Genomic DNA, 26,868 nt, shown 5'->3' with positions numbered 1-26,868 from the left:
CCGGGTACGGCGCAGGTTGTAACGGATTCTTGACTCAGGGCAGCGGCAAGCGCTGTCGGAAGAGGCTGTAGTCTCGCCGAAGTTGGCGCCGGTCACACAGGCGTGCAGGAGCCACTCAGGTGTCCTATGCACGTCCCGTAGCGATCAGGATCGGTCATGTGCGGTTGTCGCGCGCCGACCGAGACACCCACGAAGGAGGGCTGGTGTCCACGAACGAGGTGGGCGCGTCCACCCGGCCGGCACCGTCGCCGGCCCGGGACGGCATACGTGGCAGCGGCATACGTGGCATACGGGACTTCGCCGAACGCTGGCCGTTCCGGCGCAAGCTGAACATCCTCGTGGGCGTGCCGCTCGCGGTGGTCGCCGTGCTGCTGGCCTATCTCTTCGCCGACCAGGTCGGCCAGTCCCAGGACGCCTCGGACGCGGCCCAGCTGGTGCGGGACAGCGCCCAGGTGGCCAAGCTGGTCGGGCAGTTGGAGGCCGAGCACCAGCAGGCCGTCCTGCTCTCGGTGCGCCACCAGTCCACCTGGGACGGCAACACCCCTTCGCAGAGCGCCTACCGCGAGGCCCAGACCCGTGTGGACAACCAGGTCGAGAAGGTCCTCTCGACCTTCGGCGACCGGCTGCCGGAGGAGGAGGCCCAGGCCCTCCGCGAGGTCAACGGCCTGGAGGACCTGCGCAACACCATCGAGAAGGCGTATCTGCCCGCCGACAACATCGACCCGGCCTACAGCGACGCCGCCAAGGGGCTCATCGACGGTCTCGGGCTCGACCGCAACCCGGCCCTCGCCGCCACCTTCACCGGCAACCTGCTCGACTCGCTGCTGCGCGCGGACGCCGCGCACGGTTCCTTCGAGACCGGTGTCTTCTCCGCGACGACCGGCGACTCCAACGCCCTGATCGAGCTGATCGGCGCGATCGGCTCCTACGACGAGTACACCCACCAGGTCGAGCGCTTCGGCCGGTTCGCCACGACGGAGCAGGCCGAGGAACTCGGCGACATCGAGCACAACACGGCCCAGGCGACGATCGCCCGGCAGTACGCCGAGCTCCAGATCGACCCCGGATCGCTCCAGGCGGGGAGCCCCGCCGAGATCAAGGCCGCCTTCCAGACGGCGCTCGACTCCTACCCGGACTACCGCACCCAGGCCCGGACGCGGCTGAAGACCACCACCTCGCTGATCGACCAGATCGCCGACCGTGCCGACGCCGCCTCCCGGGACGCGCGCTCGAACGCCGCCTGGCTGCTCGGGGCGGCTCTGCTCGGCTTCGTGCTCTGGTTCGCCTTCTCGGTCGCCGTACGACGCTCGGTGGTGCGTCCGGTGCAGGCGCTGACCGGTGCCGCCAAGCAGGTCGCCGAGGTGGCGGGCCGCGAGCTCGCCCGCGTGGCCGACGACGACACCGAGGACGACGGTCCGCCGCGGCTCCAGGAGATGCCGGTCACCGCGAAGGACGAGATCGGCGACCTCGCCGACGTGTTCAACCAGGTGCAGACGACCTCGCTCGCGCTCCTGGAGCGCCAGGTGCTCAGCCGCCGCAACGTCGCCGAGATGTTCGGCAACGTGGGCCGCCGGGTCAGCAACCTGACCACCCGGCAGCTGGCCCTGATCGACGCGGTGGAGCGCGGCGAGACCGATCCGGAGCTGCTGGAGCGCCTCTACAGCATCGACCACATCGCGGTCCGGCTGCGCCGCAACGCCGACAGCCTGATGCTGCTCGCCGGCATCCGTGAGACGGTCCTCGACTCCGGGCCGCTCGCGCTCACCAACGTGGTGCGGGCCGCGCTCGGCCAGATCGAGGGTTTCCAGCGGGTCTCCCTGCAGGTCGGCACGGAGGTCATGGTCGAGCCCGACATCATCGGCGACCTCACGCTGATGGTGGCCGAACTCGTCGAGAACGCCGTGTCCTTCTCCCCCGCCGGCAGCCCCGTCGAGGTCATCGTCAAGGACAGCCACGAGGGTGCGCTGGTCGTGATCTCCGACCACGGTCTCGGCATGAGCGCCGAGCGCCTGGAGGAGGAGAACGCCCGCCTCATCCGCCGCGAACGCCTCGACCTCGTCCCGACGAAGGTGCTCGGTCTGTTCGTCGTCGGCTCCCTGGCCCGGCGCTGGGAGGTGGCGGTCACCCTCTCCCGCACCCCCGGCGGCGGCGTCACGGCCGAGGTCACCATCCCCTCCTCCCTCCTGCTGACGATGAGCCCGGTGGCGGTCGCCGCCGGCGGTCCGACAGCAGCCGCGGCGACGGACTCCGCCGCGACGGATGCCCGTACGGCGGCCACGGCAGGACACTCCGGCTCCGTCCCGGACGCGGCCGAGGACGCCCGTACGGTTTCGACGGCGGCCGCAGTGCACTCCGGCGCGGGTACCGGCGCACCCGCCGCCCGCCCGGCACCGGCCTGGGCCTCGGACACCGACTCGGACACCGACTCGAACACGACGCCGGCCCCGGCCCCTGCCCCGTCGACAGGTCCTACGGCGGTACGGCCCGACTCCGGTCAGGAGGCGGCCGCGGGCACGGCGGCCCGGGGTACTGCCCCCTCCGAGCCCGGCGTCACCGGGGGCGCTTCCGGTGACGGCGATCACGCACCTCTCCCCCGCCGGGTCCCCCAGCGCGATGCGGCCCCCACCGGCCCGGGCACCGGGTCCACGGCCTCCGAAACCCCCTCTCCCGCACCCCCGTTCATCCCGAAGGCCCGCACCGGTGACGTGACCGGGACCGGCGCGGAAGGAGACGGGCCCCGTCCCTTGCGCCGCCGGGTACGCGGCGCCACCCTGCGGACCACCGTCGGTGCCGACGCCCTGCAGAAGGCGGTCCCGCCCCGGCCCGCCGACGCCGAGGCCGTACGTGACGCACTCGACGAGTTCGAGGCGGCCGTGGAGCGCGCCCACCGGGACAGCGACACCGGCAGCCACACCAGACCCGCACTCAGGGACGACGTGGAAACCCGTCAGACCGCATCCAACCCCCCGCACGAACAGAACCACTCCCCGGAAGGAGCGGAGCAGTGAGCACGTCCACAGGTGACACGCCTACGGAAGGCACCACGCCCGCCGACCTGCAGGCCGCCGCAGCCGACTTCACCTGGCTGCTGAACCGTTTCGCGACAGAGACCGCGGGCGTCGTCGACGCCATCGCCGTGTCCTCGGACGGGCTGCTCATCGCCGTGTCCGAGCTGCGCGAGCACGCTGACTCCGAACGACTGGCCGCGATCGTCTCCGGCATCACGAGCCTGGCCGCCGGGGCCTCCGGCAACTACGGCCTCGGCGGCCTCAACAAGGTCATCATCGACCTGGAGGGCGGCCATGTCCTGGTCTCCGCGATCGGCAGCGGCGCCGTCCTCGGCGTCGTCACCGACAAGGAGGCCAAGCTCGGCAACATCGCGTACGAGATGACGCTGTTCGCGAACCGTGCCGGTGCCGCGCTCAGTCCCCAGCTCGTGCTCGAGCTGAAGAACAGCGTCGGCGCCACGTCGAAGCGCTGACCGAGGAGGAAGCGCAGTCATGGCGGACGGCAGCACGCCTCCGAACCCGGAGCCGGGCGGCCACGTGCCCGCCGTACGGCCGTTCCTCGTCACCGCCGGCCGGGTGGCACCCGATCCGTCCGGCCGGACGATGCCCGTCGAGACCCAGGTGGTGGCCACCGCCGAGGGACTCGCCGTGCTCGACCGGCTCGCCTTCGAACAGCACGACATCGTCGCCGCGTGCCGCATCCCGCAGTCCATCGCGGAGATCGCGGCCCGGCTGCGGCTGCATCTGAACGTGGTCAGGATCCTCGCCGAGGACCTGCGCACGGCCGGTCAGCTGACGGTGCACGTGCCCGACACCGGCGTCACCCACGACGCCTCCGTCCTGCGCAGGCTCATCGACGGCCTGCGCGCCATCCCCGACTCCCGAGGGGTACTCCGTGACACCGACTGAACCGGCCACCCGGCCCTCGGCCGCGCCCTCCGCCGCCGTACGACCGCCGCTGCCGGTCAAAATGGTGATCGCGGGCGGTTTCGGGGTGGGCAAGACGACCGCGGTCGGCTCGATCTCCGAGATCGAGCCGCTGACCACCGAGGCCGCCATCACCGAGGTCGCGGCCGGCGTGGACGACCTCAGCCACACGCCCCGCAAGACCACGACGACGGTCGCGATGGACTTCGGCTGCATCACCGTCGACCCGACCCTGAAGCTGTACCTGTTCGGCACGCCGGGTCAGGAGCGGTTCGGGTTCATGTGGGACGACATCGTCGAGGGCGCGGTCGGCGGACTCGTCATCGTCGACACCCGCCGCCTGGACGACTGCTACGCCGCGGTCGACTACTTCGAGCACAAGCAGATCCCGTTCGCCGTCGCCGTCAACGCCTTCGACGGCAGGGTCGAACACACCCTGGACGAGGTCCGCTGGGCCCTGGACGTCAACGACCGCGTCCCCGTGGTCGTCTTCGACGCGAGGGAGCGCGGTTCGGTGCGGGACGCCCTGCTGGTCGTGCTCGAACAGGCACTGGCCCGCACGCAGACGTGACATGGGCCGGGGGCGAACACCCCCGGCCCTTTGTCTAGTTGCTCCTGAGCACCCCGCGCGAGACCGTGAGCCGGGTGATCCCCCAGAACAGCGCGAGTGTCGCCAGCGCCATCAGGGCGACCAGCGTGGCGCCTCCCACGACCTTCTCGTAGTTGCGCTGGTACAGGCCGTCGACGATGTAGCGGCCGAGCCCGCCCAGGGAGACGTACGCGGCAATGGTGGCCGTCGACACGATCTGGATGGCCGCGGACCGCAGCCCGCCGAGGATCAGCGGAAGGGCCACCGGGAGCTCGACCCGGAAGAGCACCTCCACCTCGTGCATGCCCATGCCCCGCGCCGCGTCCACCGGGGCGGGATCCACCGACCGCATCGCCTCGTAGGTGGTCACGAGAATCGGCGGCACGGCGAGCACGACCAGCGGGATCATCACGTTGATCAGCCCGAACCCGAGCGACAGGGTCATCAGCACCAGCAGACCGAAGGTCGGCAGGGCCCGTCCGGCGACGGCGATGAAGGCCAGCGCGTTGCCGCCGCGCCCGTAGTGCCCGGTGACGAGCCCCACCGGCAGCCCGATCGCCGCGGCGATGGCGAGCGCCTCCAGGGTGTACTGGACGTGCTCCCCGAGCCGCGTGGGAATCCCGTCGTAGCCCTGCCAGTGGGCGCTGTCGCTGAAGAAGGCGTTGATGAAGTTGAGGATGTTCACCGGGCGGCGACCTCCGGTTCGGGCCGCTGCGCGCGCCGCGCACGCGCGCCGCTCGGCATCCACGGCGTCAGAAGCAGTCGTACGACGACCAGCAGCCCGTCGGCCAGGATCGCGAGGACCGCCATGGTCACCACGGCGTTCACGGCGAGTTCGGGCCGGTTGTAGATGTTGGCGTCGTTGATGAGGTTGCCGAGCGCACCCTGGTTGCCGATGAGCGCGCCGACGCTGACGAGGGAGATGCTCGACACGGTCGCCACCCGCAGCCCCGCGATGATGGCGGGCACGGCGATCGGCAACTGCACCTGGACGTAACGGCGTACGGGCCCGAAGCCCATCGCCGTCGCGGCGGCGAGGGTCTCCTGCGGCACCGAGCGGACGCCGTCGACGATCGCCGGGACCAGGATGACGAGCGTGTAGACGGTGAGCGGGATCATCACCGTGAGTTCGGTCTGGCCGGTGTAGTCGATGAGGACGACGAAGAAGGCCAGCGACGGGATCGCGTACAGCACGGTCGTCACCCACAGCACCGGCGGGTACAGCCACCGGAAGCGCACGCACAGCTGGGACAGCGGCAGGGAGATCAGCAGCCCGGCGAGGACCGGCAGCAGGGCCTCCCTCAGGTGCAGCCCGATCAGCCCGAGCCAGCTGTGCTGGAGGTCGCTCGGAATGTCGAAGAAGCCGCTCATGGACTGACCTTGGAGTCCGTACGGCCCTCGGCGTGCGCTCCGCGGATCGCCTCGCCGATGGCCTGCTGGGAGACCACCCCGGCCACCCGTCCCTCGGCGTCGACGCCGACGGCCCATCCGGTGGGCGAGAGCACGGCACAGTCCAGCGCGGCCCGCAGCGAGTCGGTGCCGGCGACGAACGGCCGTCCGTACGGCAGCAGTCGCCCGACATCGATGCTGCCCGCGGTGAGGTCGCGCGGTTCGCTCCAGCCGAGGGGCCTGCCGTCCACGTCCGTGACGAGGAGGTAGGGGGCGTCGGCCGTGCCGCGGGCGGCGATCTGCTCGGCGGTGGCGTCGACCGCGACGACCGGCGTGGTGAGCAGCCGGAGCCCGGCGGAGGTGAAGAAGGACAGCCGCCGGATGCCGCGGTCGGTGCCGAGGAAGTCCTCGACGAACGCGTCGGCGGGGTGGGAAAGCAGTTCGGCGGGCGGCGCGTACTGGGCGAGCTTGCCGCCGGTGCGCATCACGGCGACCATCGTGCCGATCTTGACGGCCTCGTCGATGTCATGGGTGACGAAGACGATGGTCTTGCCCAACTCGTCCTGGATGCGCAGGAGTTCGTCCTGGAGTCCCTTGCGGACGACGGGGTCGACGGCCGAGAACGGCTCGTCCATGAGCAGCACCGGCGGATCGGCGGCGAGTGCCCGCGCCACCCCGACGCGCTGCTGCTGTCCGCCGGACAGCTGGTAGGGGTACCGCCGGGCGAGCGAGCCGTCGAGCCCGACCCGCTCCATCAGCTCCCGGGCCCGGGCCCGCGCCTTGTCCTTGCCCCAGCCCAGCATCCGGGGCACGGTGGCGATGTTGTCGACGATCGTGCGGTGCTGGAAGAGACCGGCGTTCTGGATGACGTAGCCCATGGACCGGCGCAGGGTGTTGACCGGCTGCTGCCGGCTGTCCTTGCCGTCGATCAGGATGGTCCCCTCACTGGGCTCGACCATCCGGTTGATCATGCGCAGCGTCGTCGTCTTGCCGCAGCCCGAGGGGCCGACGAGCACCGTGATCGAGCGGTCGGGTATCTCCAGGGAGAGCCGGTCGACCGCCACCGTGCCGTCCGGGTACCGCTTGGTGACTGAATCTATCCGTATCAAAGCGCCGAATACCCTTCGGGTCTGGCAGAAGTCGTCCGCATTCGGCCGGTTCAGCAGGCCGTCCGGCAGAGTCTAGACCGGTTGTGTTACGTCACCGAGGTCGGTCCCGGGCCGCTGTGGGCTTCCTGTGAGTTCCCTGATTCTCATCCTTCGTTCAGTGAAGCCACAGGGATCACCCAGGCCCGGGCCCGATGGTCGTGGCAACCACCGCTCGCAGACCTGGAGTACGTGCCATGACGACCCTCGCCCCACCGCCCGCGCCGTCCGTAGAGGAGGGCAGGCACCGGGCCGTGCCGCCCGCCGCGAGCAGCCGGCTGCGCAGGATGTTCACCGGCGCCCCCGAGGACCCGCGCTGGGCCCGCCCCGCCCTGTGGGCGATCCTGGTGCTGGCCACGGTGCTGTACGCCTGGAACCTGTCGTCCATCACCGGCAACACCTTCTACGACGCGGCCGTCTACTCCGGCACGAAGAGCTGGAAGACGTTCTTCTTCGGCGCCCTCGACTCCGGCAGCTTCATCACGGTCGACAAGCCGCCGTTCGCCCTGTGGGTGATGGGGCTCTCGGCCCGTGCCTTCGGGTACGGGACCTGGCAGTTGATGCTGCCGATGGTCGCCGTCGGCACCGGTTCGGTGGCGCTGCTGTACCGCATGGTCAAGCGGGACTTCGGTGCCGTGGCCGGCACGATCGCGGCACTCGCGCTCACCCTCACCCCGATCACCGTCGCCATCAACCGCGACACCAACCCCGACCCGGTCCTGGTCTTCCTGATGCTGCTCGGCGCCGCCGCGCTGATGAAGGCCGTGCGCACCGGGCGGCTGATGCCGCTGGTGTGGTCGGGGGTCGCGATCGGCTTCGCGTTCAACACGAAGATGATGCAGGCGTACGTCGTCCTGCCGGCCTTCTTCCTCGTCTATGTGTGGGCGGCCAAGGGCTCGCTCGGCCGCCGGGTCCGCAACCTCGCCGTCGGCACCGTCGCCCTGGTCGTCTCCAGCGCCTGGTGGATGGTGGTCGTCGATCTCATCCCCGCCTCCTCCCGGCCCTACATCGGCGGCTCCACCGACAACACCGTGTGGGACCTGGTCATCGGCTACAACGGCTTCGGCCGGATCTTCGGGGCGAGTTCCTCGGTCGGCTCGCAGGGCAACGGCGCGAGCTTCGGCGGTGAGGCGGGTCTGTACCGGCTGTTCAACAGCATCATGGGCGGTCAGATCTCCTGGCTGATCCCCTTCGCGCTGATCGCGCTGGTCGGCGGTCTGGTGCTGCGCGGCCGGGCGCCCCGCACCGACGCCAGGCGGGCGGCGCTGATGCTGTGGGGCGGCTGGTTCGTCCTGCACTACCTGACCTTCGCGCTCGCCGAGGGCACCTTCCATCCGTACTACGTCACGGCGATGGCGCCGGGCGTCGCCGCCCTGGCGGGTATCGGCGCGGTGATGCTGTACCGGGCCTTCCGGGAGGGCTCGGCGGCGAAGTGGGGCTGGGTCCTGCCGGCGTCGATCGCGGTCAGCACGGTGTGGGCAGTCGTCCTGCTCCAGCGGGTCTCCGGCTCCGGGACGCTCTACACGGTCGCCGAGGTCGTGGCCGGGGTCGCCGGTGCGGTCGCGGTGATCGGACTGCTGCTCGGCAGGTTCACCAAGCGGCAGCGCCTGACCGGCATCGCGGCCCTCGCGGCGGTCGTCGCCCTGCTCGCCGGTCCCGCCGCGTACTCGGCGTCGGCCGCCACCTCCAGCACCAACGGCACGAACCCGACGGCCGGTCCCAGCACCGGCGGCATGGGCGGGGGCGGCGGCATGGGCGGCGGTCAGCGCCCGAGCGGCAACGGCGGCCCGGGCGGCGGCACGAGCGGCTCCACCGACTCGGGCAGCTCCAGCGGCTCCGGCAACCAGTCCACGGGCCGGCCCCCGTCGGGCACCGGTTCCGCCACAAGTGAGTCCGGTACCGGCGCCGAGTCGAAGACGGCCGGCGGTGGTGGCATGGGCGGCGAGAGCCAGGTCTCCTCCGCGATGATCACGTATCTGAAGAAGCACCAGGACGGCGCCACCTGGCTGGTCGCGGTCGCCACCGACCAGACCGCCTCCTCGATCATCCTGGAGTCCGGTCAGCCGGTGATCTCCATGGGCGGTTGGTCCGGCTCCGACAACGCGATGACCCTCGCCAAGCTCAAGAGCCTCGTGAAGTCCGGCAAGCTGCACTACATCGTCATCAGCGACTCAGGCCAGGGCTCGTCGAACTCCGATATCGCCACCTGGGTCAAGAAGAACGGCACGGCGGTGAGCACCTACAGCGGCCTGTACCGCCTGGACGCCTCCGACGTCGGCTGACGGACGACCAGGGCACGCGGGCGCACAGCGGGCGGGCCGCCGGTGAACACACCGGCGGCCCGCCCTCGTCTCTGCCCAACCTCCGTTTCCTCCCCTACAGTTGAGCCGTCGGCGAGCCCGGGGAGGGGAGGCGCGAATGGCGTGGAGAGCCCTCCTCGACGGCGCGCTCGACGTCCTGGCCCCCGGGCACGCGCAGGTCGGGGCGCGGCGGCAGGAGCCGGACTTCCACGAACGGCTGACCCGGCACTGGGCGACGGCGTACGCCGATCTGGGGACACCGCCCGAGACGGACACCCACCTGCGCGCACTCGACCTCGCCCGTGGCGGACGGATCGAGGAAAGCGCCCGGCTGCTGCGACGGCTGGCGGACTCAGGCAGCGTGCGGGCACTCACCGACCTCGGGGTGCTCCGTTTCCGGATGGGTGGACCGGCGGAGGCGCGCCGTCTGTGGCGCGAGGCCGGCAGCCGGGGCAGCTCGCGCGCCCTGCACTTCCTGGGCCTGACGTCGATCCAGGCGGGTGACCACGCCCAGGCGGAGCGGCAGTTGCGGCAGGCCTTCGAGAACGGCACGGCCCAGGCGGCCAAGGACCTCGGGCTGCTGCTGCAGCGCGAGGGCCGGATCGAGGAGGCCGAGGAGGCGTGGGTGGCCGCCTCCGAACAGGGGGTGGCGGAGGCGGACTCGCTGCTGGGGCTGCTCTGGAGCGAACGGGACGACCTCGAACAGGCTCGTCGATGGTGGCGCAGAGGAGCGCTGCGGGGCAGCCCGGACGCCGCGTACAACCTGGGGTTGCTGCTGGCCGACGAGGGGAACCTCGCGTCCGCGACCGAATGGTTCCGGCAGGCGAAGAGCCTGGGGCACCCCCGTGCCAGGACCGCCCTCACCCGGGCGGCGGCCAAGAATCGGGCTCTGCGGCGAGCCGCCCACGAGGACCTCGACATCGACCCCGTACACGGCCGGGAGCGCCGATGACACGTCAGGATCCCGGCCCGGGCCCACGCTGGGACGCGAGCGTCGCCCGCGAGTGGGAGTCGGTCAAGCCCGGTCTCGCGGCCGAGATCTGGGACGAGTTCCGCGTCGACGAGCGCCACCGCCGCCGTATGGCATGGGCGGCCGTCGCCCAGCGGGCCATGGGCCAGGTGTTCGCGCTGACGTCCGTCGGGGCGATGCTCCTGTTCGCGAAGTACAGCATCGACGCCGGGGAGCCGCTGGTCGCCGCGTTCGCGGTGGGAGCACCGTCGATCTCCCTGGCGGTGATCTTCGGCCTGTCCCGTATGCCGGGCCGCACCCTGGAATCGGGACTGAGCCGTCCCGTCCGCCGGATCACCGCGGTGACGGCTGCCCAGCCGCCGCCGCCCGACGCGGTGTCCGGCGGTTCGACGGGACCCTGAGCGAGCGCGAGGCCGGCACGACGGAGCGCCGGCGGATCACGCGGCTACGCGGCCGTCTGCTGCCCGACCGCCGGGAACCCCGGCGTCCGCAGCACCCGTCGCTCCGCGTCCACCGCGAACACCTCGCACCCGTCCAGCGACGCGGCCCAGTCGACCCCCTCGGGCCCCATGGCGAAGGCCGCCGTGGCGACCGAGTCGGCCTCCGTCAGGGTCGGGGCCACGACGGTGAGGCTGAGCAGGCCCGTCGCCGCGCGGCCGGTGCGGCCGTCGATGATGTGGTCGCCCCGTTCGTAGCACGCGGACGTCGCGACCGCGCCGCTGTCGAGGGAGAGGACCGTGCAGAGTCTGTCGGCGTGCTCGGGGTGGCGCACGCCCACCCGCCAGGGGCCGCCGGCGGCGACCACGTCGCCGCCGGCGTTGAGGACGAACCGTGTCGCGCCCGCCGCGGCCAACCGCTCCGCCGCGCGCTGCACCGACCAGCCCTTGACCACCGCGCATGGGTCGAGACGGCGGCCGGGCAGTCGTACGTCGAAGGCGCCGCCGGTGGCCTCGCGGTAGTGCTCGCACAGGTCGAGGATCTCGCGCAGGTCCGCGCTCAGCTCCTCGGCGGACAGCTCGCCGCGGCCGTACCGTGACACCTCGCTGTCCTCCTTGAAGGGGCTGAACCGGGCGTCGACCTCGCGCAGCCACGCGAAGACCGCGTCCGCCGCGGACTCGCGGACCGTCTCGTCGTCGACCCGCAGCGAGACGGGAAAGCCCATGACGTGTTCGACCCGGTGCAGCATGCTCGGTTCCTCAGCCCTTCGCGTCGATCGCGGCCTGGAGGGACTCCTTGTAGCCGTCGCTGGTGATGGTCGCACCGGAGACGGTGTCGATGTCCGCGCTCTGCGCCTCCAGCGTCTCCGCGACCAGCTTCGGCACGGCGGCCGTGGTCTGCGGGTGGTTCGGCTGCTGGAGCATCCTCACGGCGCTGATCTTGTCGCCCTCGAAGGTCACCTGAACCTGGACGGTGCCCTTCTCCGTGTCGACCGCGGTGCCGTCCACGGTCCTGGACGCCTCCTCGGTGGCGGAGGCCGACGGGGACGACGAGGCCGCCGACGCCGTCTTCGCGTTGTCGTCGATCGTGGCCTGGAGGGACTTCTTGTAGGCCTCGCTGGTGATCGTCGCGCCCGACACGGTGTCGATGTCCGCGCTCTGCGCCTCCAGCGTCTCCGCGACCAGCTTCGGCACGGCGGCCGTGGTCTGCGGGTGGTTCGGCTGCTGGAGCATCTTCACCGCGGTGATCTTCGTACCGTCGAAGGTCACCTGGAGCTGCACGGGGCCCTTCTCGGTGGTGATCGTCGAGCTCGTGACGACGTTCGCACCGGAGGATCCCGAGGACGAGGAGGTGGAGGAAGGCGCGGGGGTGGTGGCCTGAACGGTGGAGGAGCCGGCCGAGGGCTGGTACAGCCACACGGGGACCAGGCCCGCGATGCTCAGGACGACGACAGGTATGGCTCGTTTCACGGTCTCTTCCTCATCCCGCCAGGCTGAAGCGTTCGAAGTGGGTCTGCGCCTTGGGCACGTTCAGTTCGCGCAGGCTGGCCAGGACCGCGTTCATCATCGGGGGCGGTCCGCACAGGAAGACGTCCCGCTGCGCGATGTCCGGCACGAGCCGCGCCAGCTCGCCCGCGGCCAGCTTGTCGGGCACCGGCGGGCCGGTGACCAGGTGGAGTTCGGCGCCCTTGGCGAGGGCGAGGTCGCGCAGCTCGTCGTAGAGGACGGCGTCCCGGTCGGAGCCGACCCGGTAGATGACCACGGCGTGTCCCTCCAGCTCCTCCAGGAGGGCCCGGATGGGGGTGACGCCGACGCCGCCGGCGATGAGCACGGACTCGGGGCGGGTGCGGTGCAGGGCGGTGAAGGCGCCGTAGGGGCCCTCGGCGAAGACGCGGGTGCCGACCTTGACGTGCCGGAGGGCGGCGCTGCCCTCGCCGGCCGCCTTGGCGGTCAGGCGCAGCGTCCGGCCGTCGGGGGCGGCGGACAGCGAGAAGGGGTTGGCCTGCCACCAGCGGTCGGCGGTCAGGAAGCGCCACAGGAAGAACTGTCCGGCGCGGGCGGGCAGCTGGTCGAGGTCCTTGCCGCTGATGTAGATCGAGACGACCTGGTCGTTCTCCGGCACCACGGCGGTGACCCGGAACTGGTGGCGCCAGTTGCGCCACAGCGGGAGCACCGCGCGGCCCAGGACGACCGAGCCGAGGGCGACGCCCCAAACGCCGTACCAGTAGGCGGTGGCGGCGGACGAGGACGTGAAGGTCGTACCGACCGAGACCTGGTGGGTGAAGGCCAGCACCACGGCGACGTAGGTGTACAGGTGGATGAAGTGCCAGGTCTCGTAGGCGAGGCGGCGCCGGGCGTAGCGGGCGGAGACGGCGCCGACCGCGAGGATCAGGAAGAACGCGACGACCGCGCGGAGCACGCCCTCGGTGGTCTCGGCGAGGTCGACGATCTCGCCGATCGGGCCCACGTCGGTGCCCTCGGCGTAGCCGAAGGCGATGAGGACGACGTGGGCGAGGAGCGTCCACAGGATGCCGAAGCCGGTCCAGCGGTGCCAGGAGGTCAGCCGGTCCATGCCGATGCGGCGGTCGAGCCAGGGCAGCCGGGCCACCAGGACCAGCTGGAACGCCATGATGAGCGCCGCGTACAGGCCGGTGAGGCGGCCGAGCACGATGAGCGCGTTGGAGGCGAAGCCGGCCTGGGCGAAGAACCAGGCGACCACGGCCACGTTGGCGGCCAGCACGGCGTAGAGCCCGGCGCGGGCCACCACCCTGGGGCGTTGTGCCGCCGTGGGGGGCGCAGGGGGCGATTGGACGGTCGTCACTGACTAGCTCCTTGATCGGGGCCTGGGTAACGAGCTTCTCCGGCGGGAGCTGTCGTTTTACTGTCGTACAACTTTCAAGAGGTTATCGATGTGGCCTGAGAGCCGACCCCGCATCGGCTTTCCGCCCGCTGTGAAGCACTATGAGCGGGTGGAAAAAGTACGACTCCTCGTCGTGGACGACGACCCGCCGATCGCCGATCTCGTGGCGACGGTCGCCCGCTACGAGGGCTGGGAGGCGGTCACCGCCAACTCCGGCGAGGAGGCGCTCGCCCGCGCCGCGGAGTTCCATCCGGACATCGTGGTGCTCGATCTGATGCTGCCGGACATCGACGGCTTCGGCGTCCTGGACCGGCTGCGCCGTTCGGGGACCATGGTGCCCGTGGTGTTCCTCACCGCGCGCGACGCGGTCGCCGACCGGGTGGCGGGGCTGACCCGCGGCGGGGACGACTACCTGGTCAAGCCGTTCGCGGTGGAGGAGCTGATGGCCCGGCTGCGGACGGTGCTGCGGCGCAGCGCCGGGCCCGGCTTCCAGCGCTCGGTGCTGCGGGTCGCGGACCTCACGATGGACGAGGACACCCGCGAGGTCCGGCGCGGCGACAAGCTCCTCACGCTCACCCCCACCGAGTACGAGGTCCTGCGGTACCTGATGCGCAAGTCGCCGACCGTGCTCACCAAGGCGCAGATCCTCGACCATGTGTGGGAGTACGGTTTCGGCGGCCGCTCCAACGTCGTCGAGCTGGTCGTCAGCCGGCTGCGCCGCAAGCTGGACGACACGGGCGAGCCGCTCATCCACACCGTGCGGGGCTTCGGGTACGTCATCCGGCAGACGGCCGAATGAGGTCCGTCCTCGGCCGGGTGCGGTCGGCCTACCGGAGGATGCGGCTCGGCACCCGTCTCGCGCTGGGCCTCGGGGCGCTGGCCCTGGTGGTGTTCGCGGTCGTGGGGACCGCGCTGACCACGTACATGCGGGACTATCTCTCGGCCCAGCTCGACACCCAGCTGGCGCAGGCCCAGATCGCCCAGTCCAAGAGCATCGCGGACTACGGCACGCTGTCCGGCAAGAAGTACTACAGCTGGTTCTACGCCGTGTACGACGTGTCGGACGGCGCCCCGCGGCTGCGCAAGCCCGAGGACCCCGGCGACCTGCCGAAGGACGTCGAGGACTTCACCGCCCTCGCCGAGGCGCAGACCGCCTCCCACACGGAGGTCCTGAGCACCGGGCACATCGGCGGCGCCGGCGACTACCGGCTGCGCGCCTGCGAGGTCGAGCCGGGGGTGGTCCTGGTCAGCGCCGCGCCGATGGACGAGATCGACGACACCGTACGGCGGCTGATCACCGTGCAGGTGATCGCGTTCGGGCTCGCCCTGCTGGGGCTCGTGGTGATCGGCCGGAAGCTGCTGCGGCGCGGTCTGAAGCCGCTGAGCGACATGGCGACCACCGCGCACGGCATCGCCTCGCACGACCTCAGCGACACGGCGGCCCGGCTGCCGCTGCGCGCCGACAAGCGGGGCGGCGGCCCGGAGGTGGAGGAGCTGCGGACGGCGTTCAACACCATGCTGGAGCACATCGACGACTCGCTCGCGGTCCGCGCGGAGGCCGAGCAGCGGCTGCGCCGGTTCGTCGCGGACGCCTCGCACGAGCTGCGCACCCCGTTGATGTCCGTGCGCGGCTACGCGGACCTCTTCCAGTACGCCGCCGCGAACGCCCCCGAGGAGCGGGACAAGCACCTGGCCCGGCTGCGCGCCGAGGCCGCCCGCATGGGCTTCCTCCTGGACGACCTGCTGCTGCTCGCCCGCCTGGACGCGGCGGAGGTGGAGACCCCGCTGCGGCCCGCCGAGGTGGATCTGGTGGAGCTGGTGGAGCAGGCGGCCGACGCGTTCCGCGCGAGCCACCCGGGCCGTCCGCTGACGGTGACGCCGGGCCCGCAGGCCCTGAAGCTGCGGCTCGACCCGCAGCGGGTGCGCCAGGTCCTCGACAACCTCCTGACCAACGCGGCCGTGCACACCCCGGCGGGCACCGAGGTGTCGGTCGGGGTGCGGGTGCGGGACGGGCAGGCGCAGGTGCGGATCGCCGACAGCGGGCCGGGCATCCCGGCCGCCGACCAGGAGCGGGTCTTCGACCGCTTCTACCGCGTCGACAAGGCCCGCAGCCGGGACCGGGGCGGCAGCGGTCTCGGCCTCGCGGTGGCGAGCTCCCTGGTCCGGGCGCACGGCGGCACGACCGAGCTCTCCAGCGAGCCCGGCTCGACGGTGTTCACGGTGTCGTTCCCGCTGAGCCTCATGGGGCCGTGAGTCTTACGAAGCCGTGACGTGACGGGCGCGGTCCGGCCGTCCGGGCAGCGCACGGCCCTAGCGTGAGGGCATGCGCGTACTGGTCACCGGCGGTGCCGGTTTCATCGGGTCCCGGATCGTCGAAGCGCTCGTGGCACACGGTCACGAGCCCGTCCTGTACGACGTCCGGGCCGACCCGGCGTCCGACGTACGGGACCCCGACGCCGTCCGCCGCGCCCTGAAAGGGGTGGACGCGGTGTGCCACCAGGCGGCGATGGTCGGCCTGGGCGTGGACTTCGCCGACGCCCCGGCGTACGTCTCCCACAACGACCTCGGCACGGCGGTGCTGCTCGCCGCGATGGCCGGGGCGGGGGTACGGCGGCTGGTGCTGGCCGGGTCGATGGTGGTGTACGGCGAGGGCCGGTACACCTGCGCCGCGCACGGGACCGTACGGCCGGGCCCGCGGGCCGTCGCCGACCTGGACGCGGGGCGCTTCGAGCCGCCGTGCCCGGTGTGCGGCGCGGACCTCTCCCCCGGCCTGGTGGGCGAGGACGCCCCGGTCGATCCCCGGAACGTGTACGCGACGACCAAGCTCGCCCAGGAGCACCTGGCGGCCTCCTGGGCGCGGGCCACGGGCGGTTCGGCGGTGGCCCTGCGCTACCACAACGTGTACGGGCCGGGCATGCCCCGCGACACCCCGTACGCCGGCGTCGCCTCCTTCTTCCGCTCCGCGCTCGCCCGCGGCGAGGCCCCGCGCGTCTTCGAGGACGGCTGCCAGCGCCGGGACTTCGTGCACGTACGGGATGTGGCCGCGGCCAACGTGGCGGCGCTGGAGGCGAGTTCGAGGGACGGCGCGCTCACCTCGTACAACACCGGAAGCGGCGAGCCGCACACGGTGGGCGAGATGGCCCGCGCGCTGGCCGGGGCGTACGGCGGGCCCGAGCCCGTGGTCACCGGGGAGTACCGTCTCGGGGACGTACGGCACATCACGGCGGACTCGGCGCGGCTGCGGGCGGATCTGGGGTGGAAGGCGGAGGTCGGATTCGCCGAGGGAATGCGGGAGTTCGCGGGCGCGGGGATGCGAGGCGCGTAGCCCGCGGTGGACCGGTGGTGCCGCCCGCGAAAGAAAGCGGCCGCGGGTGGCACCACCCACTTTCCCTGTGGTGCAGGCGTTTGCGCCCGCCTTCTCAGGAGGCCGCCGACGGCAGCACCACCTCGAAGCGGCAGCCGCCCGGGACGTTGCGCACGGTGGCTCGGCCGGCGTGGGCCTCCACGATGCCCCGGACGATCGCGAGCCCGAGTCCGGCCCCGGCGGGCGGTGTCCGGGCGTGCGTGCCGCGCCAGCCGGTGTCGAAGACGCGGGGCAGATCCTCCTCGGGGATGCCGCCGCAGCCGTCCGTGACGGACAGGACGACCCCCTCGGCACGGTGCTCGGCGGCCACCGCGACCGTCCCGTCGGCGGGCGTGCGGCGGATGGCGTTGACGAGGAGGTTGCCCAGCACCCGGCTCATCTCCTTGCCGTCCACCTCGACCGGTACGGCGGCCACCCGGTCGCCGACCAGCCGTACTCCGTGTTCGCGCGCCAGGGGGTCGGCGCCCGCGAGGGCGTCCGAGACGAGGTCGTACAGGGAGATCCGGCTCGGGCTCAGCGCCAGCGTCCCCGCGTGGATGCGGGAGAGTTCGAAGAGGTCGCCGACCATGTCGTTGAGGCGTTCGACCTCGGTGCGGATCTGCCTCAGATAGCGGGCGGGGTCGGCGGCGACACCGTCCTCCAGGGCCTCGGACATCGCGCGCAGCCCGGCGAGCGGGGTGCGCAGGTCGTGGGAGATCCAGGCGACGAGTTCGCGCCGGGAGGACTCCAGGGCGCGTTCGCGCTCCCTGGACTCGGCGAGCTTGGCGCTGGTGGCCTCCAACTCCCGGCTGAGGTCGGTGAGTTCCGCGGTGGTGGGCCCGCCGGGCGAGGTGAAGTCGCCGCCGTCGCCGAAGGAGCGGGCGGCGAGCGCGAGGGCCCGGCTGCGCGCGGCGACCCAGCGGCCGAGCAGCAGGGCGGTGGCCAGCGAGACCACGGCGGCCATCAGGACGACGGTCGTGACGACGCTCAGGTCGTGCCGGGACAGGAACATGGCCTGGGCGACCGCGAGGGTGCCGGCCAGCATCGCGGTGACACCCACGGCGGCGACCACGGTGAGGTGCAGGGAGAGCGAGCGGCGACGGATCAGCAGCAGCACCCACGCGCCGAGGAGTCCGGCGGCGACGGCGCCGAGGAAGGCGTAGAGGGCGATGAGGAGCATGTCGGACATGGTCAGACCTCGGTTTCCGGGGCGCCCTCGAAGCGGTAGCCGACGCCCCACACCGTCTGGATGAGCCGCGGGCGCGCCGGGTCGTCCTCGACCTTGCCCCGGAGCCGGCGCACATGGACGGTGACGGTGGACAGGTCGCCGAAGTCCCAGCCCCACACCTCGCGCATCAGGTCCTCGCGGCCGAAGACCCGGCCGGGGTTGCGCAGGAAGAACGCGAGGAGGTCGAACTCGCGGATGGTGAGGGCGAGTTCGGTGCCGTCCTTGAGGGCGCGGCGGGCCGCAGGATCCATCGACAGGCCGGCGGCGCGCAGGTGGCCGGACGGCTGGGAGGGGCGGGCGCGGCGCAGCACGGACTCCACGCGCAGGACCAGTTCTCGGGGACTGAAGGGCTTGGTGACGTAGTCGTCGGCGCCGACCTCCAGGCCCAGGATGCGGTCGTCCTCGTCGCCGCGGGCGGTGAGCATGATGACCGGCACGGGCCCGCGCCCGCGCATCCGGCGGCACACCTCCAGGCCGTCCATGCCGGGCAGCATCAGATCCAGGACGACGAGGTCCGGGCGGTGCGCGGCGGCGCGGGCGAGCGCCTCGGGGCCGTCGGCGGCCCGGTCCACGAGGTAGCCGGCCCGGTCCAGGTAGCCGGAGACCACCTCGGCGACGGTGGGGTCGTCGTCCACGACGAGCACCCGGGGCCGGGTCTGTGCGTACTGCTGCTGCTCCATGCCGCCAGCCTCGCACCGCGCACGCGCATGTGCCGCCCACGGCCGCCGACGTCCTTGTTTCGTAAGAAGCCGAAGTCGGATTCGTCCGTTTTGTACTCGTAGGGTGAAAGCCGTGACGACCCCTTCCCCAAACGAAACGGCGGCGTCCGTGGACGTCGTGCTGCCCTGTCTGGACGAGGCCGAGGCCCTGCCGTGGGTGCTGGAACGCATCCCGCCCGGCTGGCGCGCGCTCGTCGTCGACAACGGCTCCACGGACGGCTCCGCCCGCATCGCCCACGCCCTCGGCGCGACCGTCGTCCGTGAGGAGCGGCGCGGTTTCGGCGCCGCCTGCCATGCCGGGCTGACCGCGGCCACGGCCGACATCGTGTGCTTCTGCGACTGCGACGCCTCCCTGGACCCCTCGGACCTGGTGCCGTTCGTGGGCGAGGTGCTGGCCGGAGAGGCGGACCTGGTGCTCGGCCGGCGCCGCCCGCAGGCCCGCCGTGCCTGGCCACCGCACGCCCGGGCGGGCAACCTCGCGCTCGCCCGGCTGCTGCGCCGCCGCACCGGTCTGCGCCTGCACGACCTTGGCCCGCTGCGGGCCGCCCGGCGCGAGCCGCTGCTCGCCCTCGGCCTCACGGACCGACGCAGCGGCTACCCGCTGCAGATGGTGGTGCGGGCGGCCGACGCAGGCTGGCGGATCGCCGAGCACGACGTCCCGTACCGGCCGCGTACCGGCACCTCCAAGGTGACGGGCACGTGGCGGGGCACCTGGCAGGCGGTCCGGGACATGAGCCAGGTCCTCTCCGAGTCCGAGAAGGGGGTGCGCGCGTGACCACGCTGCTCGTCATCGCCAAGGAGCCGCGGCCGGGGCGGGTGAAGACCCGGCTCACCCCGCCCTTCACGCCCCCGGAGGCGGCCGCGCTGGCCGAGGCGTCCCTCGCGGACACCCTCGACGTCGTGGCCCGCACCCCGGCCCGGCGCCGGGTCCTGGTCCTGGAGGGCGAACCGGGCCCCTGGCTGCCGCCCGGCTTCGATGTCGTACGGCAGTGCGCGGGCGGTCTCGACGAACGGCTGGCCGCGGCCTTCGCGGGCTGCGACGGCCCGGCCCTGCTCATCGGGATGGACACCCCCCAGGTGACTCCGGAGCTGCTCACGGTGGATTTCGCCGACTGCGAGGCGTACTTCGGGCCGGCCGAGGACGGCGGCTTCTGGGCGCTGGGTCTGGCGGACCCGGATCCGTCCCTGCTGCGCGGGGTGCCGATGTCGACACCCCGGACCGGAGCGGCCCAGCGCGCCCGGCTGACCGGCCTGCGGGTGCGGGAGCTGCCGCCGCTGCGGGACGTGGACACGGCGTACGACGCGCAGTTGGTGGCGAAGGCGGCACCGGGCGGACGGTTCGCGGCCGAGCTGGAACGGCTCGCGGGAGCGGGGCGATGAGGGGGCCGGGGGTCGACGTCGCGAGGGCGCCTCTGCGGGAGGACGGTGACAGCGGCGCAGGCCCCGAGCCGCGCGACGAGGCCGACAGCCCGCGACGGGCCGGGGTCGGACGACAGCGGGACGCGGACCGGACACCACGGGCACAGCCCCTGCCGACCGCACCCGACACCCGGCCACCCGCCCCGGACACGCAAGCCCGAGCGGACAGCACCGGGCCGCACCGAAACCCGGCCACGACCACCACGACCGACACACGACCCGGAACCCGACCACCCGGCCCCGGCACCGGCATCGGCACCGGCGCCCGAGCCGACAGCCCGCAACCGCAGACGGACAGCACCGGGCCGCACCGAAACCCGGCCACGGCCACCACGACCGACACACGACCCGGAACCCGACCACCCGGCCCCGGCATCGGCACCGGCACCGGCACCGGCGCCCGAGCCGACAGCCCACAACCGCAGACGGACAGCACCGGGCCGCACCGAAACCCGGCCACGGCCACCACGACCGACACACGACCCGGAACCCGACCACCCGGCCCAGGCACCGGCGCCCCCTCCCACGACGGCACCTGGTCCGCCGACCCCTATGCCCGGGCCCTCCGCACCGGGCAGGGTCCGCTGTTCCTGCGTCGCTCCGACGGATGGCTGCTGCTGCTCGAGCTGGAGCGGTGGTGTGCGGCCGCGGATGCCGCGGACCTGGAGGTGCTGCGGCGCTGCGAGGGGGCGGTACTGGACGTCGGCTGCGGCCCGGGGCGGCTCGTCGCCGCGCTCGGTGCCCACGGCCGGCCGGTGCTCGGCATCGACGTGAGCGAGGCGGCCGTCGCACGGACCGTCGCGCTGGGCGGGCAGGCCCTTCGGCGGTCCGTCTTCGAGTCCCTGCCGGGCGAGGGCCGCTGGGGCACCGCGCTGCTGATCGACGGCAATGTCGGCATCGGCGGCGACCCGCAGGCCCTGCTCGACCGGATGTCCCAACTGCTCGCCCCTGGCGGACTGCTGATCGCGGAGACGGTCACGGACCCGGACATCGACGAGCGGATCCAGGTGCGGGTCACCGATGCCAGGGGAGCCACCGGCAACCCGTTCCCGTGGGCCCGGCTCGGCAGCCCCGCCCTGCTGCGGCACGCGCCCCGCACCGACTGGGCGTTCGTGGATCAGTGGACGGCGGGCGGCCGTTCCTTCGTGTCCCTGCGCCACCGTACGACGAAGACCGCCGCCGAGCCACCGAACAGCGCGGCCGTCACCAGCAGCCAGCGGGCCAGGAAGCCGTCAGGGGACAGGCCGGTCGCGGAGGCGTAGCGGTCCGCGACCTGCCCGCTGATCAGCGGGAACCACACGAGCAGGAGCAGGAGGGAGAGGGCGGCGGGGACCCGCACGTACAGCACGTGCCGCCCCGCCGTCCTCACGAGCGCCCGGTCCGCCGCCGCGTACAGCGGCAGCAGCACCAGGTCGTGCACCACCGCCGCCCCCACGAACCACAGCGCGACGCCGAACCAGTCATCTGCCAGGAGCCGCACCCCCGCGTACCCCGCGAGGGCGAACGAGCAGGCGAGCAGGAGGATTTGGAGAGGGTTGCCGAGAGGGATCCGCATCACAGGTCTCCGAACGTCAGCCGGGCCACCCACTTGGTGTTGAGCACACCGGGCGCCGCGGGCACGATGATCCGGGCCGGGTGGCCGTGGTCGGGGGTCAGGTCCTCGCCGTTGACGAACAGGGCGAGCAGGGACCGCGGGTCGGCGACCTGGTTGGCGCGCAGGGCGGCCCGCCGGAAGGCACCGTGGCGTTGCAGCGACTCCACGAAGACGTCCGGTGGATCGTCCTCGTACCCGACGAGCGCGGCGAGGTCCCGCAGCCGCACCCCGCGCCACCACTGGTCGGAGGTGGACCAGCCCTCCACACAGGCGATGGGCAACGCCGAGCTGTGCAAGGGAAGTCGGAGGAGTTCCGCGCGGCCGAGGCGGACGGTGCGCCCCGCGCGCCCCACGACGACGAGCCGCCAGGCCTCCTCGCTCGTCTCATCCGGATCGATCCCCGCGTACGCGGCGGTCTTGTTGATCTGGAAGCCGCCCGGTCCGGAGGCCGGCTCGCCGCCTCCGTGCGGGGCGAGCAGGGCGGTTCTGCGGAGCACACCGTCGAAGTTCTGCCCGGCCGTGGTGACGAACAGCAGCAGCGAGCCGCTCCCGACGAACCAGAGGGCCCCGCGCCGGGACACCGTCGGCGGCGCGGGGTTCGGCGACACCAACTCGGTCTTCTCCTCACGGAGTCGGCGCAGATTCCGCCAGGCGAGCGGCATCTTCAGGACGGCATGGGCGACGAACGCGCTGAAGAACACCCATGCCCCGTAGAAGTGCAGGGGATAGAAGGAGCCCGGGAAGAGGTAGTCCAACTGGACGTTGAGCACGCCGGTCACGAACTCGAACAGGGCGCCGCCGACCAGCAGCAGGAGCGAGATCCGTTCCAGGACGTGCGCGAGCGACCGCGCGGGCGGCAGCGTGAACAGCTTCGGTACGACCGACCACAGCTTGGCCAGCAGGACGGGGATCAGGGTGATGCCGAGGGTGACGTGGACGCCCTGGTTGAGCCGGTACAGCCAGTGCGGGTCGGTCGGCCAGGAGAAGAGGTAGAAGCCGAGGACGCCCTTGTCCGGGGTCTTGTCGTTCACCGGCGAGAGGTCCGGGTTGTAGGCGGCGTACGACAGCAGCCCCGTCATGAACAGCAGGGTGATCCCGCCGAGGAGGACGACCCCGAGGACCGAGGTGAGCCAGGGGCCGCGCAGCGGACTGCGCCAGAAGGAAGGTGCGAAGGGTGACCGTGCCATGCCCCGACGGTAGGTCCGCACCACCCCGTGAACGGGTCCGCGAACCATGACGAAACTCTGACGTCCTCGCATGTCAGCCGTCCGGGGGAGACCGTGCGGCCTAGCGTCGTCCGCGTGAACCGGGACCTCCTTCGTGACCTGTACGCGGCCGTGTGCGCCGCGCTCCTCGTGCTGACCGCCGCACTGGTCGGCACGGCGATCCAGCACCGGGACGGCTCGCTCCGCGTCGGCTGGCCGCCGCTGCTGGCGAGTTGGGACCCGCACGTCGGCCCCGGCACGCCGGCCGCGGCCGTCGTCGCGGCCGCCGTGGTGGCGTACGGCCCCTCGCTCGCCGCCCGGCTGTCCTGGCGCCCGCTGCTGCTCGCCGTCTGGGGCGCGGGCATGGCCTGGACGTGGTCCCTGGCCCTCGTGGACGGCTGGCAGCGCGGGGTCGCCGAGCAGCTCACCACCAGGAACGAGTACCTCCCGGCCGTCGGCCGCTTCCACGACATCCCGGCCGCCCTGCGCGACTTCACCCGGCACATCCTGATCGACTCGCCGGACAACTGGGGCGCCCATGTCGCCGGGCATCCCCCGGGCGCGACCCTCACCTTCGTCCTGCTCGACCGGACCGGGCTGGGCGGCGGGGGCTGGGCGGGCACCTGGTGCATCACCGTCGGCACGACCGCGGCGGTCGCGGTCCTGGTCGCCGTACGGACTCTCGCCGCCGAGTCGCTCGCCCGCCGCGCCGCGCCCTTCCTGGTCCTGGCCCCGGCCGCGGTCTGGGTGGGCACGTCGGCCGACGGGTACTTCGCGGCGGTGGCCGCGTGGGCGGTGGCGCTGCTCGCCCTCGCGGTGCGGGGGGTCCGGCCGGGACCGTACGGCTTCTGCTCGGGGCTGCTGTTCGGGCTGACCGTCTATCTGTCGTACGGCCTGACGCTGATGGCCGTCGTCGCGGGGGCGGTGGTGTGGGCGGGGTCCTCCCGTCGGCGGCCCCTGTTGTTCGCCCTGGCCGGTTTCGTGGTCGTGCCGGCGGTCTTCACCGCGCTCGGGTTCGAGTGGTGGGAGGGGTATCGGATCCTCGTCACCCGCTACTACCAGGGGGCGGGCGGGGTTCGGCCGTACGGGTACTGGGTGTGGGCGAATCTGGCGTGCACGGTGGTGATCGTCGGACCGGCGACGGTGGCGGGGGTGCGGCGGGTCGTCGTTCGGCTGCGGCCGTACGGGGGCTGGTCGCACAGCTCCCTGCGCCCCCACCCGGCACCCCCGAACCGTGGTGATCACCGCCTGGGCCTGCTGGTGACGGCCGCTCTCCTGGCCCTGCTCGTCGCGGATCTGTCCGGGATGAGCAAGGCGGAGACCGAGCGGATCTGGTTGCCGTTCGCGGTGTGGCTGTTGCCGGCGGGTACGTTTCTGACGGGTGTGCGGGGGTGGCTGGTCGGGCAGGCCGTGCTCGCGCTGCTCGTCAACCACCTGTTGCTCACGGGGTGGTGAGGCGCCTCGACTTCCGTACGGTGACGAGTTCACCCCCGTCCACCACGGCGACACGGTGGGCGATCCTCGCCGTGTCCTGGTCGTGGGTGATCAGGACCAGGGACAGGCCCTCGCGCTCACGCAACAGACCGGCGAGGAGGTCGAGAATCCCGCGCCGCGTGACCATGTCGAGTCCGGAGGTGATCTCGTCGCAGATCAGCACCCGGGGACGGGCCAGGAGGGCACGGGCGAGCGCGACGCGCTGGAGCTCGCCCCCCGAGAGCCTGCCGGGCAGGCGGTACGGCAGATCGTCGGCAGGGAGACCGAGGCGGACGAGAGTGGCCAGCGCCTCCTCCCTCGCCTCCTGTTCGCCGCTGCCTCGCAGGCGTACGGCCGTGCGGGCGACCTGGTCGAGGACGGGCCGGTATTCGTCGAAGGCGGCCCGTGCATCCTGGAACACGTATTGCACGGCGGCGAGTTGGGCACTGCTGCGGCGACGGAGGGTGCGGGGCAGCGGCGTTCCGTCGAGGAGAACCTCACCTCCGTGGTCGCGGTGGAGCCCCGCCAGGCAGCGGGCGAGGGTGGTCTTGCCGCTGCCCGAGCGGCCCACGACGGCCAGGCATTCGCCGGAGTCGAGGGTGAGGAGGGGAGCGCGCAGGACCGTGGCCTTGCCGTGTGCGGCGGTCAGATCGCGTATTTCCAGGACGGGTCGGCCTCCTCCGGCCTCGGGTGGGTCCGCCCGGTGCTCGTCGAGCAGCCGACGGGTCCATGCGTGCCGCGGCGCACGCCACAGCCGTTCCGGCGGTCCCGACTCCACGACCCGGCCCGCCCGCATGACCAGGACGTCGTCGGCGAGCGCGCGGACCACGTCGAGATCGTGGCTGAGCAGCACGACGGCGATACCGCGCGCCGCGACCGCCGCCAGCTGCTCGACGATCCGGCTCCTGGTCAACGGGTCCTGCCCGGTGGTCGGTTCGTCGGCGACGATGACGCGGGCCCCGAGGAGAAGGGCCTGGGCGAGGACGACGCGTTGCTGCTGACCGCCGGAGAGCTGGTGCGGATAGCGCCGCAAGAGGGCTTCCGCATCGGGGAGTTGGGCGTCCGCCAGTGCGTCGAGCACCCGCGCGCGGGCCGCCGCACGGCGCCGGCCCCGGGGCAGATGGCGGACGCGGGCGCGGGCGATGTCGTGGAGAAGCGCGGAGATCCTCCTGGCGGGATTGAGAACGGCGGCGGGATGCTGCGGCACGTAACCCACGGGCCCGTCGGCCGCGCGGTACACCTCACCCGTGACCCGGGCACCGGGCGGGAACTCTCCGAGCAGGGCGAGCCCGGTGGTGGTCTTCCCGCTCCCGGAAGCCCCGACGAGCGCGGTCACCTTCCCGGGCAGCACACACAGATCCACGCCGTCGACGATCACCCGGCCACGGACCTCGACCCGCAGACGACGAAGTCCGGCAACACAAGTGCTGCTCCGCCGCGTGGGGGCGCCCGGCGACGACGGCGACGCAGACTCACGACGGCCGGGTCCCACCGCGTCGAAGAGCAGATTCGTGCCCGTGGTCAGCGCCACGATCAGCACCGCGGGCACCACCACGGCCCAGGGCTGCACCACCAGCCCGGTCCGGTTCCGGTCCACCATCACCGCCCAGTCCGCCGCGTCCGGAGCCACCCCGACCCCGAGAAACGCGGCCGTGGACACCAGATAGAGCACCCCGGTCAGCCGCACACCCGCGTCGGCGGCAAGAGTGCGCACGGTGGCCCGGCCGACATGACCGAAGGCGATCCGTCCCCACGACTCCCCCTGCATCCGCAACGCCTCGACGGCGGGCCGCGCGGCCACCTCCCCCGCCGCGGTCCGTACGATCCGCGCCGCGTCCGGCACGTTCACCGCCGCCACGAGCAGCGCGAGCCCCACCGCCCCGGGCGAGAACACGGACGCCACCAGCAGGATCAGCAGCAGCGACGGCACGGCGAGCAGCACGTCCAGCGGCCGCATCAGCACGTCCTCCAGCCGCCGCAGATGGGTGAGCGCGGCGACGAGACCGACCGGCAGCGCGACCAGATAGGCGAGGGCGGTCGCGGCGAGCGCGGTCACGACGACGGTACGGCCGCCGAGCAGCACTTGCCGCCAGACGTCCCGGCCCACGAAGTCGGTGCCGAGCCAGTGGCCGTCGCCGAGCGTGAAGGAGACGGCACGGGGGCCGGGCTCGCCGGCGAAGAGGGGCCCGAGGAGGGCGAGGAGCAGGGGGACGGCGATGATCGCGAGTCCCCACGCGAACCGACCGGCACGAGGGATACGAG

Annotated in this window: 24 protein-coding genes and 1 pseudogene; 14 read left to right on the top strand and 11 right to left on the bottom strand. The window is 72.5% G+C overall.

Annotated elements, in window-relative coordinates; all coding sequences use genetic code 11:
* Nucleotides 1-203: 203 nt before the first annotated feature.
* Genes IOD14_RS11185 through IOD14_RS11170 form a run of 4 tightly spaced genes read left to right on the top strand, consistent with a single transcriptional unit; the run spans nucleotide 204 to nucleotide 4,506 of the window.
* Nucleotides 204-3,008, top strand: a complete 2,805-nt coding sequence (locus IOD14_RS11185) for a sensor histidine kinase (protein ID WP_123992250.1) — start codon at nucleotides 204-206, stop codon at nucleotides 3,006-3,008.
* Nucleotides 3,005-3,481 (top strand): roadblock/LC7 domain-containing protein, encoded by a 477-nt coding sequence (locus tag IOD14_RS11180; RefSeq protein ID WP_123992249.1) that lies wholly within the window; start codon nucleotides 3,005-3,007, stop codon nucleotides 3,479-3,481. Before IOD14_RS11185 ends, IOD14_RS11180 begins: the two co-directional genes overlap by 4 nt.
* Before the next feature lie 19 nt (nucleotides 3,482-3,500).
* On the top strand, nucleotides 3,501-3,917 hold the full coding sequence (locus IOD14_RS11175; protein ID WP_123992248.1) for a DUF742 domain-containing protein: 417 nt from the start codon (nucleotides 3,501-3,503) through the stop codon (nucleotides 3,915-3,917).
* Nucleotides 3,904-4,506 carry an ATP/GTP-binding protein gene (locus IOD14_RS11170; protein WP_123992247.1) on the top strand — a complete coding sequence of 201 codons (603 nt, stop codon included), beginning with the start codon at nucleotides 3,904-3,906 and terminating at the stop codon, nucleotides 4,504-4,506. Before IOD14_RS11175 ends, IOD14_RS11170 begins: the two co-directional genes overlap by 14 nt.
* Before the next feature lie 34 nt (nucleotides 4,507-4,540).
* Here the strand turns inward: IOD14_RS11170 and IOD14_RS11165 are convergent, their stop codons facing one another.
* From IOD14_RS11165 to IOD14_RS11155, 3 genes are read right to left on the bottom strand one after another with little or no spacing between them, the layout of a single operon-like run.
* Nucleotides 4,541-5,209 (bottom strand): ABC transporter permease, encoded by a 669-nt coding sequence (locus tag IOD14_RS11165; RefSeq protein ID WP_212670163.1) that lies wholly within the window; start codon nucleotides 5,207-5,209, stop codon nucleotides 4,541-4,543.
* Entirely contained in the window at nucleotides 5,206-5,895 is a 690-nt protein-coding gene (locus tag IOD14_RS11160) for an ABC transporter permease subunit (protein ID WP_123992245.1), read from the bottom strand. Before IOD14_RS11160 ends, IOD14_RS11165 begins: the two co-directional genes overlap by 4 nt.
* Complete coding sequence (locus tag IOD14_RS11155; RefSeq protein WP_123992244.1) at nucleotides 5,892-7,022, bottom strand: ABC transporter ATP-binding protein; 1,131 nt, start codon at nucleotides 7,020-7,022, stop codon at nucleotides 5,892-5,894. The genes IOD14_RS11160 and IOD14_RS11155 overlap by 4 nt, the downstream gene beginning before the upstream one ends.
* A gap of 233 nt (nucleotides 7,023-7,255) precedes the next feature.
* Between IOD14_RS11155 and IOD14_RS11150 the strand changes: the two genes are divergently transcribed.
* The 3 genes from IOD14_RS11150 to IOD14_RS11140 all read left to right on the top strand — a co-directional run bounded on the left by IOD14_RS11150 (nucleotide 7,256) and on the right by IOD14_RS11140 (nucleotide 10,729).
* Nucleotides 7,256-9,340, top strand: coding sequence for a glycosyltransferase family 39 protein (locus tag IOD14_RS11150; protein WP_212670162.1), 2,085 nt, complete (start codon nucleotides 7,256-7,258; stop codon nucleotides 9,338-9,340).
* A gap of 136 nt (nucleotides 9,341-9,476) precedes the next feature.
* A complete protein-coding gene (locus IOD14_RS11145; RefSeq protein WP_212670161.1) occupies nucleotides 9,477-10,310 on the top strand; it encodes a tetratricopeptide repeat protein in 834 nt (277 codons plus the stop codon).
* Nucleotides 10,307-10,729, top strand: coding sequence for a hypothetical protein (locus IOD14_RS11140; protein ID WP_123992241.1), 423 nt, complete (start codon nucleotides 10,307-10,309; stop codon nucleotides 10,727-10,729). The genes IOD14_RS11145 and IOD14_RS11140 overlap by 4 nt, the downstream gene beginning before the upstream one ends.
* 44 nt (nucleotides 10,730-10,773) lie before the next feature.
* On the opposite strand, the gene IOD14_RS11135 is transcribed toward IOD14_RS11140, so the two are convergent.
* Genes IOD14_RS11135 through IOD14_RS11125 form a run of 3 tightly spaced genes read right to left on the bottom strand, consistent with a single transcriptional unit; the run spans nucleotide 10,774 to nucleotide 13,586 of the window.
* Nucleotides 10,774-11,514: an FAD:protein FMN transferase gene (locus IOD14_RS11135; RefSeq protein ID WP_249125895.1), complete on the bottom strand. Its 741-nt coding sequence runs from the start codon at nucleotides 11,512-11,514 to the stop codon at nucleotides 10,774-10,776.
* 10 nt (nucleotides 11,515-11,524) lie between these two features.
* Nucleotides 11,525-12,235, bottom strand: coding sequence for an FMN-binding protein (locus IOD14_RS11130; RefSeq protein WP_123992239.1), 711 nt, complete (start codon nucleotides 12,233-12,235; stop codon nucleotides 11,525-11,527).
* A 10-nt stretch (nucleotides 12,236-12,245) separates the two neighbouring features.
* On the bottom strand, nucleotides 12,246-13,586 hold the full coding sequence (locus IOD14_RS11125; RefSeq protein ID WP_212670160.1) for a ferredoxin reductase family protein: 1,341 nt from the start codon (nucleotides 13,584-13,586) through the stop codon (nucleotides 12,246-12,248).
* Nucleotides 13,587-13,734: 148 nt separating this feature from the next.
* Here IOD14_RS11125 and IOD14_RS11120 point away from each other — a divergent pair, with 148 nt between their 5' ends.
* The 3 genes from IOD14_RS11120 to IOD14_RS11110 all read left to right on the top strand — a co-directional run bounded on the left by IOD14_RS11120 (nucleotide 13,735) and on the right by IOD14_RS11110 (nucleotide 16,950).
* Nucleotides 13,735-14,424, top strand: coding sequence for a response regulator transcription factor (locus IOD14_RS11120; protein WP_174269264.1), 690 nt, complete (start codon nucleotides 13,735-13,737; stop codon nucleotides 14,422-14,424).
* Nucleotides 14,421-15,878, top strand: a complete 1,458-nt coding sequence (locus tag IOD14_RS11115) for a HAMP domain-containing sensor histidine kinase (protein WP_123992238.1) — start codon at nucleotides 14,421-14,423, stop codon at nucleotides 15,876-15,878. The genes IOD14_RS11120 and IOD14_RS11115 overlap by 4 nt, the downstream gene beginning before the upstream one ends.
* A 70-nt stretch (nucleotides 15,879-15,948) precedes the next feature.
* Complete coding sequence (locus tag IOD14_RS11110) at nucleotides 15,949-16,950, top strand: NAD-dependent epimerase/dehydratase family protein (protein ID WP_212670159.1); 1,002 nt, start codon at nucleotides 15,949-15,951, stop codon at nucleotides 16,948-16,950.
* A gap of 94 nt (nucleotides 16,951-17,044) precedes the next feature.
* Here the strand turns inward: IOD14_RS11110 and IOD14_RS11105 are convergent, their stop codons facing one another.
* Nucleotides 17,045-18,157, bottom strand: a complete 1,113-nt coding sequence (locus tag IOD14_RS11105; RefSeq protein ID WP_123992236.1) for a HAMP domain-containing sensor histidine kinase — start codon at nucleotides 18,155-18,157, stop codon at nucleotides 17,045-17,047.
* Nucleotides 18,158-18,159: 2 nt separating this feature from the next.
* Entirely contained in the window at nucleotides 18,160-18,876 is a 717-nt protein-coding gene (locus tag IOD14_RS11100; RefSeq protein WP_123992235.1) for a response regulator transcription factor, read from the bottom strand.
* Nucleotides 18,877-18,979: 103 nt separating this feature from the next.
* Here IOD14_RS11100 and IOD14_RS11095 point away from each other — a divergent pair, with 103 nt between their 5' ends.
* The 3 genes from IOD14_RS11095 to IOD14_RS11085 all read left to right on the top strand — a co-directional run bounded on the left by IOD14_RS11095 (nucleotide 18,980) and on the right by IOD14_RS11085 (nucleotide 21,596).
* The gene (locus IOD14_RS11095; protein WP_212670158.1) at nucleotides 18,980-19,690 is read left to right on the top strand and encodes a glycosyltransferase family 2 protein; all 711 of its coding nucleotides are present in this window, start codon (nucleotides 18,980-18,982) and stop codon (nucleotides 19,688-19,690) included.
* Entirely contained in the window at nucleotides 19,687-20,295 is a 609-nt protein-coding gene (locus IOD14_RS11090; RefSeq protein ID WP_123992233.1) for a DUF2064 domain-containing protein, read from the top strand. The genes IOD14_RS11095 and IOD14_RS11090 overlap by 4 nt, the downstream gene beginning before the upstream one ends.
* 413 nt (nucleotides 20,296-20,708) lie before the next feature.
* Nucleotides 20,709-21,596 (top strand): class I SAM-dependent methyltransferase, encoded by an 888-nt coding sequence (locus IOD14_RS11085; RefSeq protein WP_212673250.1) that lies wholly within the window; start codon nucleotides 20,709-20,711, stop codon nucleotides 21,594-21,596.
* A 292-nt stretch (nucleotides 21,597-21,888) separates the two neighbouring features.
* Here the strand turns inward: IOD14_RS11085 and IOD14_RS11075 are convergent, their stop codons facing one another.
* Nucleotides 21,889-23,115 (bottom strand): molybdopterin-dependent oxidoreductase, encoded by a 1,227-nt coding sequence (locus IOD14_RS11075; protein WP_212670157.1) that lies wholly within the window; start codon nucleotides 23,113-23,115, stop codon nucleotides 21,889-21,891.
* Between the two features lie 114 nt (nucleotides 23,116-23,229).
* Between IOD14_RS11075 and IOD14_RS11070 the strand changes: the two genes are divergently transcribed.
* Complete coding sequence (locus IOD14_RS11070) at nucleotides 23,230-24,588, top strand: hypothetical protein (RefSeq protein ID WP_212670156.1); 1,359 nt, start codon at nucleotides 23,230-23,232, stop codon at nucleotides 24,586-24,588.
* Here IOD14_RS11070 and IOD14_RS11065 read toward each other — a convergent pair.
* Both IOD14_RS11065 and IOD14_RS44865 read right to left on the bottom strand, forming a co-directional pair.
* Nucleotides 24,575-26,008, bottom strand: a complete 1,434-nt coding sequence (locus IOD14_RS11065; protein ID WP_249126260.1) for an ATP-binding cassette domain-containing protein — start codon at nucleotides 26,006-26,008, stop codon at nucleotides 24,575-24,577. The genes IOD14_RS11070 and IOD14_RS11065 overlap by 14 nt on opposite strands.
* 90 nt (nucleotides 26,009-26,098) lie before the next feature.
* A pseudogene (locus tag IOD14_RS44865) lies at nucleotides 26,099-26,863 on the bottom strand (ABC transporter permease subunit); the annotation flags it as partial.
* Nucleotides 26,864-26,868 lie beyond the last annotated feature (5 nt).

The sequence above is a fragment of the Streptomyces sp. A2-16 genome (assembly GCF_018128905.1).
In the GTDB taxonomy this organism is placed as follows: Bacteria; Actinomycetota; Actinomycetes; order Streptomycetales; family Streptomycetaceae; genus Streptomyces.
This window is presented reverse-complemented; position numbering and strand designations above follow the sequence as displayed.